The 13,482-nt window shown below is 40.6% G+C and carries 14 protein-coding genes; 9 read left to right on the forward strand and 5 right to left on the reverse strand.

Annotated features, from left to right (window positions below; translation table 11 throughout):
- Window position 1 precedes the first annotated feature (1 nt).
- The 5 genes from ACEXOE_RS21200 to ACEXOE_RS21220 all read right to left on the reverse strand — a co-directional run bounded on the left by ACEXOE_RS21200 (window position 2) and on the right by ACEXOE_RS21220 (window position 5,099).
- Entirely contained in the window at window positions 2–196 is a 195-nt protein-coding gene (locus ACEXOE_RS21200; RefSeq protein WP_394750869.1) for a hypothetical protein, read from the reverse strand.
- 227 nt (window positions 197–423) lie between these two features.
- Window positions 424–2,052: an L-glutamate gamma-semialdehyde dehydrogenase gene (gene pruA, locus ACEXOE_RS21205; protein WP_394750870.1), complete on the reverse strand. Its 1,629-nt coding sequence runs from the start codon at window positions 2,050–2,052 to the stop codon at window positions 424–426.
- Between the two features lie 85 nt (window positions 2,053–2,137).
- Window positions 2,138–2,524, reverse strand: a complete 387-nt coding sequence (apaG, locus tag ACEXOE_RS21210; protein ID WP_394750871.1) for a Co2+/Mg2+ efflux protein ApaG — start codon at window positions 2,522–2,524, stop codon at window positions 2,138–2,140.
- Between the two features lie 4 nt (window positions 2,525–2,528).
- Entirely contained in the window at window positions 2,529–3,677 is a 1,149-nt protein-coding gene (locus tag ACEXOE_RS21215) for a DUF3667 domain-containing protein (RefSeq protein WP_394750872.1), read from the reverse strand.
- Between the two features lie 177 nt (window positions 3,678–3,854).
- Entirely contained in the window at window positions 3,855–5,099 is a 1,245-nt protein-coding gene (locus ACEXOE_RS21220) for a type IX secretion system plug protein (RefSeq protein WP_394750873.1), read from the reverse strand.
- A 153-nt stretch (window positions 5,100–5,252) separates the two neighbouring features.
- Here ACEXOE_RS21220 and ACEXOE_RS21225 point away from each other — a divergent pair, with 153 nt between their 5' ends.
- The 9 genes from ACEXOE_RS21225 to ACEXOE_RS21265 all read left to right on the forward strand — a co-directional run bounded on the left by ACEXOE_RS21225 (window position 5,253) and on the right by ACEXOE_RS21265 (window position 13,394).
- Complete coding sequence (locus tag ACEXOE_RS21225) at window positions 5,253–6,605, forward strand: Na(+)-translocating NADH-quinone reductase subunit A (protein ID WP_394750874.1); 1,353 nt, start codon at window positions 5,253–5,255, stop codon at window positions 6,603–6,605.
- 2 nt (window positions 6,606–6,607) lie between these two features.
- Window positions 6,608–7,858 (forward strand): NADH:ubiquinone reductase (Na(+)-transporting) subunit B, encoded by a 1,251-nt coding sequence (locus tag ACEXOE_RS21230; RefSeq protein WP_394750875.1) that lies wholly within the window; start codon window positions 6,608–6,610, stop codon window positions 7,856–7,858.
- A gap of 2 nt (window positions 7,859–7,860) precedes the next feature.
- Window positions 7,861–8,616, forward strand: coding sequence for a Na(+)-translocating NADH-quinone reductase subunit C (locus ACEXOE_RS21235; RefSeq protein ID WP_394750876.1), 756 nt, complete (start codon window positions 7,861–7,863; stop codon window positions 8,614–8,616).
- Window positions 8,617–8,619: 3 nt separating this feature from the next.
- Window positions 8,620–9,267, forward strand: a complete 648-nt coding sequence (locus tag ACEXOE_RS21240; RefSeq protein WP_394750877.1) for an NADH:ubiquinone reductase (Na(+)-transporting) subunit D — start codon at window positions 8,620–8,622, stop codon at window positions 9,265–9,267.
- A 34-nt stretch (window positions 9,268–9,301) separates the two neighbouring features.
- Window positions 9,302–10,042: an NADH:ubiquinone reductase (Na(+)-transporting) subunit E gene (gene nqrE, locus ACEXOE_RS21245; protein ID WP_394750878.1), complete on the forward strand. Its 741-nt coding sequence runs from the start codon at window positions 9,302–9,304 to the stop codon at window positions 10,040–10,042.
- 3 nt (window positions 10,043–10,045) lie between these two features.
- Window positions 10,046–11,353, forward strand: a complete 1,308-nt coding sequence (nqrF, locus tag ACEXOE_RS21250) for an NADH:ubiquinone reductase (Na(+)-transporting) subunit F (RefSeq protein ID WP_394750879.1) — start codon at window positions 10,046–10,048, stop codon at window positions 11,351–11,353.
- 85 nt (window positions 11,354–11,438) lie between these two features.
- Window positions 11,439–11,795, forward strand: a complete 357-nt coding sequence (locus ACEXOE_RS21255) for a Na(+)-translocating NADH-quinone reductase subunit F (RefSeq protein WP_394750880.1) — start codon at window positions 11,439–11,441, stop codon at window positions 11,793–11,795.
- Window positions 11,796–11,799: 4 nt separating this feature from the next.
- On the forward strand, window positions 11,800–12,810 hold the full coding sequence (locus ACEXOE_RS21260; RefSeq protein WP_394750881.1) for an FAD:protein FMN transferase: 1,011 nt from the start codon (window positions 11,800–11,802) through the stop codon (window positions 12,808–12,810).
- A 149-nt stretch (window positions 12,811–12,959) separates the two neighbouring features.
- Entirely contained in the window at window positions 12,960–13,394 is a 435-nt protein-coding gene (locus ACEXOE_RS21265) for a biopolymer transporter ExbD (RefSeq protein WP_394750882.1), read from the forward strand.
- The last annotated feature ends 88 nt before the right edge of the window (window positions 13,395–13,482 follow it).

Below are 13,482 nucleotides of genomic sequence, written 5' to 3' on the forward strand. Positions count from 1 at the left end.
TTTATATCTCATACATCCCATCAAAGGTTTGGCGGTATTTCCGGGTGTAATTTTGTGCGTATTTTTTTAAATACTGAAACAGGGAAGAAGGGGCTTCCCGGCGTTTTCTTTCATTCTGCTCCTCCACATATGCTTTGAGATAATCATAGGAAAAAGAGGCTTTTTTTTTCTTTTTGTTTTTCTTGGAATGTTTCATGGGGCGGTCTTTTGAATATCAAATATCTTATTTTTACATGTATTTTACAATTAATTAACGTTAAATTTACATTGATATTGCCTTGTTCGTCTTACTAAATAGGAGCCTCATCCTATATTTTCTGGGCAATTGTTGCGGAGTTTTTGTTTTTTTTAAGGGGTGTAGAAAAGAAAATGGCTCAGCTTTTTTGTAAAACTGAGCCATTGGAATGATGAATATAATTTCTCTTATCCCAAGAAAGGGTAACGATAGTCTTCTGGTGTCACAAAGGTTTCTTTGATCAATCTAGGGGAAACCCAACGAAGTAAGTTTTGTGCAGATCCCGCCTTATCATTGGTTCCAGAGGCTCTGGCACCACCAAAAGGTTGTTGCCCTACTACAGCTCCGGTAGGTTTATCGTTGATATAAAAGTTACCTGCACAGTTCTGTAACGCTTTGGTCGCCTCTTCAATGGCATAACGATCCTTGGCCAATACGGCACCCGTCAATGCATATTCAGAAGTATTGTCCACCATTTTTAACGTATCGCTCCAATCCGCGTCTTTGTAGACATAGATGGTAACTACGGGTCCAAACAACTCTGTTTCCATAGTGGTGTAATTTGGATCTGTAGTTAGAATAACCGTGGGTTCAATAAAATATCCTTTGGATTTGTCGTAATTGCCCCCTGCAATAATTTCAGCGCTACTGTCTGCCTTGGCCTGATCAATATACTTCGCTAATTTATCGAAAGAGCCTTCATGGATTACCGCAGTAATAAAATTGCTCATATCGGCTGGAGAACCGGGCTTATTGAAGGAAGCAATATCTGCTTTTAATGCGGTCAGGATTTCTTCTGCCGTGGATTCCGGTAGATATACTCTGGAAGCGGCGCTACATTTTTGCCCTTGGAATTCAAAAGCACCTCTGGTAATAGCCGTGGCTACTTGTTGTGGTTTTGCCGACGGGTGGGCTACAATAAAATCCTTCCCTCCGGTTTCCCCAACAATTTTAGGATAGGTTTTGTAGGTATGGATATTGTTGCCAATTTGTTTCCAAAGTTCTTTAAATACGAAAGTGGAACCTGTAAAATGGATTCCAGAAAAATCCGGACTGGCCAAAACGGTTTCCGTAATCATTACGGGATCTCCATATACTACATTGATAACTCCGTCCGGAACCCCTGCTTCCTTGAACACATCAACAATAACTTTTGCCGAAAATATTTGACTGTCACTTGGTTTCCAAACCACAACATTCCCCATCATCGCTGCACTTGCGGGCAAATTGCCAGCTATTGCCGTAAAATTGAAAGGGGTAATGGCGTAAACGAAACCTTCTAAAGGTCTATATTCTACACGATTCCAAATACCTTCTGCTGAATCTGGCTGCTCTTCATAAATCTGTGACATGAATTCCACGTTAAATCGGAGAAAATCTATGAATTCACAAGCGGCATCGATTTCTGCTTGATGAATGGTTTTGGACTGCGCTATCATGGTAGCCGCATTTATTTTTGCGCGATAAGGCCCAGCAATAAGATCGGCCGCTTTTAAAAAGATGGCTGCGCGCTGCTCCCAGGCAAGTTCCGCCCAGGCTGTTCTTACTTCCAAGGCATTGGAAATGGCTTGGGAAACATGTGCTTTGTTTGCAGTATGATAGTGACCTACAACATGCTGATGATCATGTGGAGGAGACATTGGCTTAGTGTTTCCGCTGCGTATTTCCTCACTGCCTATGTACATTGGGACATCTACACTTCCCTTAAAATAAGTATCGTATTGTTGAAGCACGGCCTCCCTTTCCGGAGTACCTGGAGCGTAGCTCTTTATAGGTTCGTTCACTGCTGCTGGAACTTGAAAAAATCCTTTACCCATGATGGTCTATTTTTAAATTTAAAATCTGGTCAAAGGTAGTAAAACCAAAGACGTTTATAAAATTTAAAAAGCGACTTAAATTGGATTAATTCAAGGCAAAAGGAGCGCTAAATTTGAAGGTTGGAATATATACCCTGAATTTTTCGGTAGAACTAAAGTTGACCATATTGTAATGTCCCTTCATGGCACCAATGGGAGAGGCTAACAAACAGCCAGAACTATAGGTGTGCGATTCCCCAGGTCTGATTACAGGCTTTTTTCCAATAACACCTTCGCCATCAACTGTTTCCATTTCATTGAGCGCATCGTAAATGTCCCAATGACGGGAGGTAAGCTGTACCGCATCTTTACTTTGGTTTTCAATAGTAATGGTATATCCAAAAGCAAAGTGCATTTTGTAGTTCTTGAAGAAAGTGCCTTCAAAACTAGTGTTGACCGAAATTTTTATGCCTTTTGTTACTTTAGTAATCATAGTCTTAATATGTAAATGCACTCCCTACGAAAAGCATTACTGCTGACAGCATTGCTAAAATAAAGAAAATAGTATTAAGGAATACATATTTAACAATAGTTTTAAATCTTCCTTGTTCGTAGAACTTTCGCATGGCCTTATAGAGATAAAAACAAAAGATCAATATGAAAATCCCTCCACTTTCGGTCTTGAAAATAGAATCGACCAAGAAGCTTACAATGAGCAAGATAAAGAACAATGATTGATTGTGAAAGCTAAAGATGAGATGATCGGTATAATTGTATTTTTTTCTGATGTATGCCACCCAAATGAAGATGGCAAAGAAGGGTAAAAAGAAAAAAGTGGCAAATGGAAGCCGGGAAATGATGGCGCTAATAAAGGTTCCGGGTTGCTGGGCAGCACGAATAAAGCTCCTGGCGGTATTAAAGGCCAATCTATTGGAAAAACTAACTTCTATTTGGGGATATTTAGAAATGAGACTATCAAAATTATAGTGTTTTTCGTCACGTATCAAGGTAGAAAAGAATTCCTGTTTTTTAAAGTGACTTTCAATAAAGGAGGTGGTTTCTATTTTCTTGAAATACGCTTCAGGGTCAGCTTTAATCAGGGAATCCCGTCGTTTGGAGTTTTTAAGGATGTTTTCTTGGAAATTTAGGGAATCCAGAACCTGTATCGCTTTTTGGGTTTCCTCCTCATTGGTCAAATCAAAATTGAGTTGATCTCCACTGGGAATGGCATCTTCCCCGATATTGCTGTAGCGGTACAAGTTATCCTCAAGGCCTCCAAAACGGTCCAAATCCGAAATATTTCCTGAAAAATTAAATAATAGGAAATACACAATGGACAAGCTCAAAAGAAACCGAAAGGGATTGGTGTAGGAGACTCGTTTTCCTTGGATATAATCCCGGGTAATCTGCCCAGGGCGTAATAGTAGCGCAGTCAGGGTTTTTAATAGCTTGGAATCGTAAGAAATTAAGTTGGCAAAGAATTCATCAAAGAAATCCTTGATGCTCAATTTTTTAGTACTGTTTTTTTGAGAGCAATTGGGACAGTATTTGTCACTGATATCCAATGGGTGGCCACAATTGAGGCATTGGGTCCCACGGTATTTTAAGTGCTGTGCTACTGGGGTGAGGTTGGTTTTGTCGCTCATAAAATAAAAGTGCAAAGAGGTGTTTGGTCAGTGTAACGGCGATGTCTTTCCTGTGTATAAACGCACTGGGTTACCGGGCAAATTTAAGAAATTCTTTCGGTGTGCAATAGTGGCATGCCTAAGGCGGTAGTAGCCATTATCAGAAGGAATGTCAGGGCAAAAAGAAGCTGTGCTGTCTCAATTGGTAATATCCCTGGAATTGGCACTGCCTATTCCTATAATGCTGTCGAACATATCCCCGAAATTTCGATAATAGACCAGAATAAGATAGTTGTTTTCCGTAAAGTGAAAATTTCCGGAAATCGTGTTTAAATCAATAGTCCCATCTTCCTGTTGTACCACATATTTATAATTGTAAAACCCTTGCTTGAACAATAATTCAGCTTCCATAAGACCCGTACTTTCGTTATAGGTCATTCTGTTTTCATCGTTTAAATCATAATTGTTATACTTTCCAAAGACATACACATTGTTCAATCCCAATTCAGGGGTATAGGGAATGCTAAAATGCACTTTGGAATATTCCGCTTCTCTGGAAACATCATCGCCCTGTAGCGTCCGTACCACAAAATCCCCATTGATATCCGGGTAATAGGTATATTCCAGATCGCGTCTGTAACGATCCGTAAATAGATAGTGGTGATACAGGTCCTTTAGTTCAACCGCCGAAATAATTGCTGTGGGAACCCTTAAATCCTTGGTGTCAAAATTTAAAAATTCATTACTGCCAAAAAAGCTGGTTTCCGTATCATATCTGTAGATCAATTCATTACCGACCGTAAATTGGGGTTTGATGCCATAACGCGTAGTAGGCCAATGATAATTCTGTAAAATGGCAATTTTCACCTCTTTTTTAGGATTGACCAGTCGGAAATCCGCTGCATTGATTTTGAATTGAACGACCTGTTTTTCATTGAGATAGTTAAAGTCCCGGGTTCGTTTTACGGTAGCGCCCACTTGAACCAAGTTCTTGTAGACCACAAACCTTCTTGAAAATTGCAGTTCGTCATAGCTGTTGTAAATTTCAATAAGGTAATTTCCGCTTACTCGTAATCGTGTATTGCTATTGGGAATGGTAAGTCGGTAATTGGAGTAGGGTTGCAGCGTGGTGTAACTATTTTCATAATCAATAATGCGTTGGTTGTCCATACCACTAAGGTATTGCGACCGGAGAAGGTCCGAAGGAGTCCAATCGTAATCACAATGTACTATTTTGTAATAATAATCCTGTTCATTGGCCAAAATGTCATCGAATTGCAACGTAAAGGACTCATTTAATTGCACAATGGGGAATTGGTCATCGGTGGGGCCTTTAAATACAATGGACTTAATATTTTCTGGAGGATTTACTTCTTCTTGAACCTGCGCAAATAGTGAAGGCACGAAAAGTAAAAAAAGAATTTGTTTAAGGTTTAAGGACATTTTGTTCCAATTTTTTAAGTAAAGGTAAACAAAAAGCATACCTTAAAAATTAACAAGTGTATAAAGCCATAAATTTATACTATAATTATTATGAAAACGTTCTTATAAGTCCTAAATTTGCACGAAATTTTGTTAACCTAAGGTCTACGATATATGTCCAAAGACATCCGGATTAAAAAAGGCTTAAACGTTAAGCTTGTCGGCGCTGCAGAGCAGACTACTTCAAAAGCCGTATTGAGCAACGTTTATGCAATAAATCTTCAAGATTTTCATGGAGTAACTCCCAAAATGTTAGTGAAACAAGGTGCTGAAGTGAAAGCGGGAGAACCTCTGTTTTATGACAAGAGTAAGGAAGAAATTATGTTTGTTTCCCCAGTTAGTGGTGAATTGGCTGCTATTGAGCGCGGGGAACGCCGTAAAATTCTTTCCTTGAAAATACTGGCAGATAAAACACAAGAACAACTAGAGCATAAAGCAGTACCAGTAGAAACTGCCTCTGGAGAAGAAATTAAAGCAAGTTTGTTGAAATCGGGTTGTTGGCCTTTTATAAAACAACGCCCCTATGACATCATTGCAAATCCTGAGGTTGCCCCAAAGGCAATCTTTATTTCAGGTTATGCCACTGCGCCTTTGGCCGCAGATATGGATTATGTGCTGAAAGGGAAAGAAGAAGTGTTGCAAACTGCAATTACGGCCTTGGGGAAATTGACCCCAGGAAAGGTACATGTTTCCGTAGGGAAATCCACGACTTCGCCCTTGGCAAATCTAAAGGGAATTAGTCTGCACCAGGTTTCCGGGCCTCACCCGGCCGGTTTGGTGGGAACCCAAATCAACAAAATTGATCCTATCAATAAAGGAGAGACTGTTTGGACGGTTACTCCCCAGGATTTATTGATTATCGGTGAATTCTTGATGACTGGGAAGTTCAATGCGGAAAGAACGATAGCTTTGGTAGGTTCTTCCGTAAAAACACCGAAATACTATACCACCAAGATTGGGGCTGAGATCTCTACCTTCTTATACGCAAGTGGCGTTAATGGAGAAAATTTCAGAGTCATCAATGGGGATGTGCTTACGGGTTTAAAATCTAGTCAGGACGGTTGTCTGGGATACTATAATACTACGGTTACTGCTATTCCTGAAGGAGATGATTACGAATTCTTTGGTTGGAACAAACCTATTTTTAACAAAATATCCTCGACCAGAGCGTTGACATTCTCATGGTTGTTTCCCAACAAAAAATATGATTTGAACACCAATACCAATGGAGAGCACCGCGCCTTTGTGGTTACCGGACAATATGAAAAGGTATTTCCAATGGATATTTATCCCTTACAATTGCTTAAGGCATGTATGGTGAAGGATTTAGATGAAATGGAGCAATTGGGATTGTATGAAGTGGCTCCTGAAGATTTTTCATTGACCGAGTTTGTGTGTATTTCCAAGCAACCACACCAACAAATTATAAGAGAAGGATTGGACTTATTATATAAAGAAATAGGATAACGATGAGTTTAAAGACAAAATTACATAATCTTAAAGAGCAGTATAAAGGGAAGAAGATGGCTCCTGCATTCAATGCCATTCACACCTTTTTGTATTTGCCCAATGAAATAACGCATTCGGGATCTCATGTACGGGGTGCAGATGATTTAAAGCGTACCATGAACACGGTGATCATGGCCTTGGTACCGTGTTTGTTCTTCGGAATGTTCAATGCTGGATATCAACACTATTCCGCTATTAACGGGTTTCCGGAAAGTTTTTCTTTGTTCGAGCATTTTTTAACGGTAGATAATTTCCTTTTAGGGGCTATAACCATATTGCCTTTGGTTGTAGTGTCGTACGGTGTAGGTCTTGCCATTGAATTTTTATTTGCCGTCATCAAAGGACATGAGGTAGAGGAAGGTTATTTGGTTACCGGAATGTTAGTGCCTTTAATTGTCCCTGTAGATACGCCTTTATGGATGTTGGCCGTTGCCGTTGCCTTTGGTGTGGTTATCGGAAAAGAAGTATTTGGAGGTACTGGAATGAATATCTTAAATCCTGCCTTGACTATTAGAGCCTTTTTGTTCTTTGCCTACCCAACTTGGATGAGTGGAGATAAAGTTTGGGTGCATGGTGCAGTTGATTTGGCAGGTGGCCCGGATGCCATCTCTGGAGAAACTATTTTGGGGTATATGGCCCAGGGAAAAGATCATGCCTATAGTTTGTCTGATATGTTCTTTGGTTTTATACCAGGTTCTGTTGGGGAAACATCGGCCTTTTTAATTCTCTTGGGGGGACTTTTCTTAATATATAGTAGAATTGCAAGCTGGCGTATCATGGTCAGTGCCGTAGCGGGAGCTTTGGTGATGGGACTCATCTTTAACGGCGTTGCCGATGCAGGATGGATTTCAGAAAGCAGTAAATTCTACAGTTTAATGAGTTTTGAATTCTGGCAACACTTACTGGTTGGGGGTCTGGCCTTTGGAATTGTATATATGGCTACAGATCCGGTAACGGGTGCCCAGACCAATAAAGGAAAATGGTACTACGGATTTTTGATCGGTTTTCTTTCGGTGATGATCCGGGTATTTAATCCGGCCTACCCAGAAGGCGTTTTCTTGGCCATACTCTTGATGAACGTATTTGCACCTACCATTGATCATTATGTGATTCAAGGGAATGTAAAGAAACGTATGAAGCGCTTAAAAAACGCTGTTGCACATACGAATACAGATGATAAGACAGAACAATTAAAAGCAGAAACAGTTTAATCATGGCAATCGATACAGATAAAAACAGTTATACCGTAATTTTTGCTGCTATTATGGTAGTGGTCGTAGGGTCTATTTTGGCCTTCTTGGCCTTTCAATTGGCACCAGCGATTGGAGAAAATGTGCGTTTGGAAAAGCAACAGAATATCCTTTACGCCATGGGAGTACATGAAAATGCGGATGAAGGAAGCGTAAACTTTGTTTCTACAGATGCCGTTGCTGAGGAGTTTTCAAAATATATTAAAGAGCAATTGGTCATAGAGGGAGATAAGATTACCCCAAATGATGAAGCCTATCTCATTGATATCAAGAAGGAAGAAACCCTTTCCAAAAAAGATGGTACGGAGCGTAAGCTTCCCCTTTTTATCGGAGAAAAAGAAGGGAAGAAATTTTACATTATTCCCATGTACGGAAAAGGGCTATGGGACGCGATCTGGGGCTTTGTTGCCTTAGATGATAAACTGATCGTACAAGGGGTGTATTTTGATCATAAAGGAGAGACTCCTGGATTGGGCGCCAACATTAAGCAGCGTTACTTTATGGATGACTTTACAGGGGAATCCATTCTTCAGGGAACGCAATATGTGGGAATTGCAGTGGCCAAAGGAAATAACGATCCCGTAAATAAGGATAAGACCGATAATGAAGTCGATGCCTTGGCCGGAGCCACGATTACCGGAAATGGCGTTTCTGCGATGATCAAGGAAAGTGTACGACTCTACAAACCCTATTTGGAAACAATAAGAACTAAAAATTAAATTATGGCATTACTTTCTAAAAAAGACGCCAGTCTAATCATAGACCCTTTAGCAGATAATAACCCTATTACCATTCAGGTATTGGGAATCTGTTCGGCATTGGCAATAACGGCAGAACTCAAAGCTTCCATAGTGATGGCCATTTCTGTAATGTTTGTATTGGGTGCAGGAAACGTGGTGATCTCGTTAATGCGAAACATTATTCCATCCAAGATTCGAATCATTGTTCAATTGGTGGTTGTGGCTGCCTTAGTGATAATTGTAGATCAGGTATTAAAAGCCTTCGCTTATGAGTTGAGTAAGACCTTGGCGGTTTTTGTGGGCTTGATCATTACCAACTGTATCATCATGGGACGTTTTGAAGCTTTTGCTTTGGCGAACGGACCTTGGAAATCCTTTCTGGATGGTATAGGAAACTCCTTGGGATATGGGGTTATCCTAGTGATCGTAGGGTTCTTTAGAGAACTTTTGGGATCCGGAACCTTGTTAGGGTTTAAAGTGTTGGGTGATCCTGTGGAAAAAACAGGGCTGTACGCTACCGGATATGAGAATAACGGATTTATGATTATTCCTCCAGCGGCATTGATCGTGGTAGGGGTGATCATCTGGGTACAACGCTCCAGAAATAAAGCATTGATCGAAGAAAACTAAAAAGGATTAGGGGAAGCCCTTTAAAAATAAAATTATGTTAGAGCATATCGAATTGTTTTTTAAATCCATTTTCATTGATAACATGGTGTTCTCCGTGTTTTTGGGAATGTGTTCTTATTTGGCGGTATCCAAAAAAGTGGCTACGGCTGTTGGTTTGGGAGCAGCGGTAATCTTTGTATTGGCGGTTACGGTTCCTTTGAACTGGTTATTGGATCAATATCTGCTTCGAGACGGTGCCTTAGCTTGGCTAGGTCCTGAATATGCGGATTACAACCTAAGCTTCTTATCCTTTATCCTATTCATCGCTACCATTGCCACAATGGTACAGTTGGTAGAAATTGTGGTAGAGAAATTCTCTCCATCCCTCTATAACTCTTTGGGAATATTTCTGCCTTTGATTGCTGTAAACTGTGCGATATTGGGAGGGTCTTTATTTATGCAGGCAAGAGATATCCAAACTTTGGGATTGGCCTTTAACTACGGGGTGAGCTCTGGTATTGGATGGTTCTTGGCCATTTTGGCTATCGCGGCCATTCGTGAAAAAATCAGATATTCCAATGTTCCGGCACCGCTACGTGGTTTGGGAATCACTTTTATCATTACCGGATTAATGGGTATTGGTTTTCAAAGTTTTGGAGGAATGTTGACTGGAGGTGACGAAGCCCCGGAAGCAACGGACCAAAATACCGCAGAGCAATTGGAGATCAAAGTAGAAAAAAATGAAACGGAAGTTGACGATAAGGCAATTTCGTATACTAATGCAATAAACGAATAAAAGATGATGCTAGCTACAAGTACAATGGGTACAATTCTGATTACCGTAGTTGCCTTTATGGTATTACTACTTTTATTGGTAGCCCTATTGCTTTTTACGAAAGAAAAACTATCCCCATCCGGACCTGTTACGGTGACGATCAATGGTGAAAAGAAAGTGGAAGTGGCCTCAGGAAGTTCTTTGTTGACCACCTTGGGGAATCAAAAGATATTTCTTCCTTCCGCTTGTGGAGGTGGAGGAACCTGTATCCAATGCGAATGTCATGTGCTTTCTGGAGGTGGGGAGGCACTGCCCACAGAAACACCGCACTTCTCCAAAAAAGAATTGAATCATGGTGCACGTTTGGCCTGTCAAGTGAAAGTAAAGCAGGATATGGAAATTACCATTCCGGAAGAAGTATTCGGAATTAAGAAATGGGAAGGTACCGTAGTACGTAACTACAATGTGGCTTCCTTTATCAAAGAGTTTGTGGTAGAGATTCCTGAAGACATGAATTATAAGGCCGGGGGATATATCCAAATTGAGATACCTAATTGTGAGATCAAGTATTCGGATATTGATATTACGGCACACCCAGAAGAGCACGATAGTCCAGATAAATTCCAAGCGGAATGGGATAAATTTAACCTATGGCCCTTGGTCATGAAGAATAATGAGACGGTAGAAAGAGCGTATTCCATGGCTTCTTTCCCTGCAGAAGGACGAGAAATTATGTTGAACGTTCGTATTGCCACCCCACCATGGGATCGATCCAAGAATGGATGGATGGATGTAAATCCTGGAGTAGCCTCTTCGTATATTTTTGCACAAAAACCAGGAGATAAAGTGATTATTTCAGGACCTTATGGAGAATTCTTCATCAATGAGTCCGATGCAGAAATGTTGTATGTAGGTGGTGGTGCAGGAATGGCGCCGATGCGTTCGCATTTGTATCATCTATTCAAAACCTTACAGACCAATCGTAAGGTGACCTACTGGTACGGAGGGCGTTCTAAACGAGAATTGTTCTACTTAGAGCATTTCTACGCTTTGGAGAAAGAATTTCCAAACTTTAAATTCTACTTGGCCCTTTCCGAGCCTTTAGAAGAAGATAATTGGAAGGTCAAAGAAGATATTGATGCGCCGGGCGATGGTTTTGTCGGCTTTATTCACAATTGTGTGATCGACAACTATCTAAACCATCACGAAGCTCCTGAGGATATTGAACTGTATTTCTGTGGCCCACCTTTGATGAACAAGGCCGTACAGAAGATGGGAGAGGATTTTGGAATCCCTGATGAGAATATACGTTTTGATGATTTTGGTGGATAAACCAAAGCACTAAAACCAATGAGATAACAAAAAAAACCGATGGACTTTGCACTATCGGTTTTTTTATCCAATACCATAAGCAACTATGCGACCATTAACGGAACAAGAATTGCACAACCTCGCCATGAATATTGTGGGGAGGGAATTGGAAGCGCAAGGCTATGAATTTATGGGGGTCAATAGCAAGCCCAAAAGAAATCCGCAATTTGTCTGTTTAAAGGATAAGGAGTTGCACTTTATTGTCGTGCGCAGCGTGGCTTTTCCAACAGACCCCGCTATTTATGATGAGGCACTTTTACAGAAGGTGAAGGATCATGCCCAAAAATCAGAAGCACGTACCTATTATGCTGGAGTGGGTTTGATCAATGCCTCCAATCCTGAAATGCCTGTCTATCTCAATGAAGAATATGTGGTGGATTATGAAGGACTTATTGAAATTTGATGCTATGAAAAAAATTGTTTTTCTGATGGGCCTATGTTTGGTGGCCTGTAAAACAAGCACTAAAGAACCGGTAAAGAACACACTCCGCGGAGGTGCTTTGGGGACTGGCTATGCCCTTACTTATTTTACAGATGAGACCATGTCCTTGCAAAAAGAGGTGGATTCTGTATTTGAAGTCATCAATAGATCCATGTCTACTTATATTCCCGATTCCGATATTTCCAAAATCAACCAAGGCGATACCCGTCTGGTTGTCGATCATATGTTCCAGGAAGTGTTTTCCCTTTCCAAGACGATTCACGGGGCTACTCAGGGCTATTTTGACCCTACCGTGGGGGTTTTGGTAGATGCTTGGGGCTTTGGGCCCGGAGCGGTCAAAGAAATGGATGCGGCCACGGTAGAAGACTTATTGAAGTTGGTAGGCTTTGATAAGGTAAGTATGACCTCGGACCATCGCATTTTGAAAGAAAACCCGGGAATTCGTTTCGACTTTAATGCCATTGCCAAGGGCTATGCTATCGATCGTTTGGCCGTCCTGCTGGACCAAAAAAAAGTAGAAAACTATTTGATCGAAGTAGGGGGGGAGATCGTAGTAAAGGGTCAAAATGTACAAAAGCAAAAAGCCTGGTTGGTGGGCATCGATGATCCCGAAGTGGAAAACGGGCGGAGCAGCAAACGGCTGGTCCACCTAAAAGATCAAGCCATGGCCTCTTCGGGGAACTATAGAAAATTTAGAATCGATTCCCTCAGCGGAAAGAAATATGTGCATACCATTGACCCAAAAACCGGCTATACCAAAAATGCCAACGTACTGGCCACGACCGTCATTGCCAAAACCTGCGCGGAAGCCGATGGCTACGCCACAGCCTTTATGGCCATGGACCTGGAAGCCTCTAAGGCCCTCTTATCGGCCCAAGATGCACTGGACGCTTACATCATCTACTTGGATGATCAAGGCGATGCCCAAGAGTATATGACCAAAGGCTTTGAAGCCCTGCTTGTTCCGGAACTATAGCGGCTATTGTCATTGCAAAATAACCCTCTTCATACTTAAAATAATCCCTTTTGAAATACACCAAAAAGGGTCGATAGCCGGAATCCCGAACGGATAAAACGTATCTTAGGGGGATGTAACGAGTTAGGCAACATTTGAAAAAACATATAATGAAATTAAAATTATTTATAGGCTGTTTATTTATATTGATATTTTTGGGTTGTAGAAATGATAAAGGAATAATTAAAGAGCTTCCTGAAATTTCAGAAACCGAAATTGAGTTTGACTTGAATAATGCGATTAAGATATTTATTGATGAAAAAAATCAACTGCTTGTAGATAATGAAAAGGTTGATATGGATGAATTAAAAACAAAAGTTCGTGAATATGCAATTGCCAATAAAGAGCAATCAGTTTTTTCTTTGAAAAATGCACCTGAATCGAGTTATGGTATTTTTGTCGAAGTTCAGGAATCTATAGTTGACGAAATTCGAAATTTACGAGAAGCACTATCGAAAGAAAAGTATAATATCACATTAGATAGTTTGACCAAACAACAACTATCTGAAATACGAAAAGTTTATCCTCAGAATTGGATAGAATAAAAACGTTGCCTAACAAAGAACTGAGATAAAAAACAAACATATTCTTCCTTAATCTGAGACACTAGTATTCTAGGCCCATAGATTCAAA

It is taken from the genome of Spongiimicrobium salis, assembly GCF_043678055.1.
Classification (GTDB): domain Bacteria; phylum Bacteroidota; class Bacteroidia; order Flavobacteriales; family Flavobacteriaceae; genus Spongiimicrobium; species Spongiimicrobium salis.

What these genes read in the sequence shown, in the direction of transcription:
- ACEXOE_RS21215 (WP_394750872.1), bottom strand. Translation starts at nt 3,677, where the DNA reads ATGAGCGACAAAACCAACCTCACCCCAGTAGCACAGCACTTAAAATAC.
- apaG (WP_394750871.1), bottom strand. Translation starts at nt 2,524, where the DNA reads ATGATTACTAAAGTAACAAAAGGCATAAAAATTTCGGTCAACACTAGT.
- ACEXOE_RS21260 (WP_394750881.1), top strand. Translation starts at nt 11,800, where the DNA reads ATGAAAAAAATTGTTTTTCTGATGGGCCTATGTTTGGTGGCCTGTAAA.
- nqrF (WP_394750879.1), top strand. Translation starts at nt 10,046, where the DNA reads ATGATGCTAGCTACAAGTACAATGGGTACAATTCTGATTACCGTAGTT.
- ACEXOE_RS21200 (WP_394750869.1), bottom strand. Translation starts at nt 196, where the DNA reads ATGAAACATTCCAAGAAAAACAAAAAGAAAAAAAAAGCCTCTTTTTCC.
- ACEXOE_RS21240 (WP_394750877.1), top strand. Translation starts at nt 8,620, where the DNA reads ATGGCATTACTTTCTAAAAAAGACGCCAGTCTAATCATAGACCCTTTA.
- ACEXOE_RS21220 (WP_394750873.1), bottom strand. Translation starts at nt 5,099, where the DNA reads ATGTCCTTAAACCTTAAACAAATTCTTTTTTTACTTTTCGTGCCTTCA.
- ACEXOE_RS21265 (WP_394750882.1), top strand. Translation starts at nt 12,960, where the DNA reads ATGAAATTAAAATTATTTATAGGCTGTTTATTTATATTGATATTTTTG.
- ACEXOE_RS21255 (WP_394750880.1), top strand. Translation starts at nt 11,439, where the DNA reads ATGCGACCATTAACGGAACAAGAATTGCACAACCTCGCCATGAATATT.
- nqrE (WP_394750878.1), top strand. Translation starts at nt 9,302, where the DNA reads ATGTTAGAGCATATCGAATTGTTTTTTAAATCCATTTTCATTGATAAC.
- pruA (WP_394750870.1), bottom strand. Translation starts at nt 2,052, where the DNA reads ATGGGTAAAGGATTTTTTCAAGTTCCAGCAGCAGTGAACGAACCTATA.
- ACEXOE_RS21225 (WP_394750874.1), top strand. Translation starts at nt 5,253, where the DNA reads ATGTCCAAAGACATCCGGATTAAAAAAGGCTTAAACGTTAAGCTTGTC.
- ACEXOE_RS21235 (WP_394750876.1), top strand. Translation starts at nt 7,861, where the DNA reads ATGGCAATCGATACAGATAAAAACAGTTATACCGTAATTTTTGCTGCT.
- ACEXOE_RS21230 (WP_394750875.1), top strand. Translation starts at nt 6,608, where the DNA reads ATGAGTTTAAAGACAAAATTACATAATCTTAAAGAGCAGTATAAAGGG.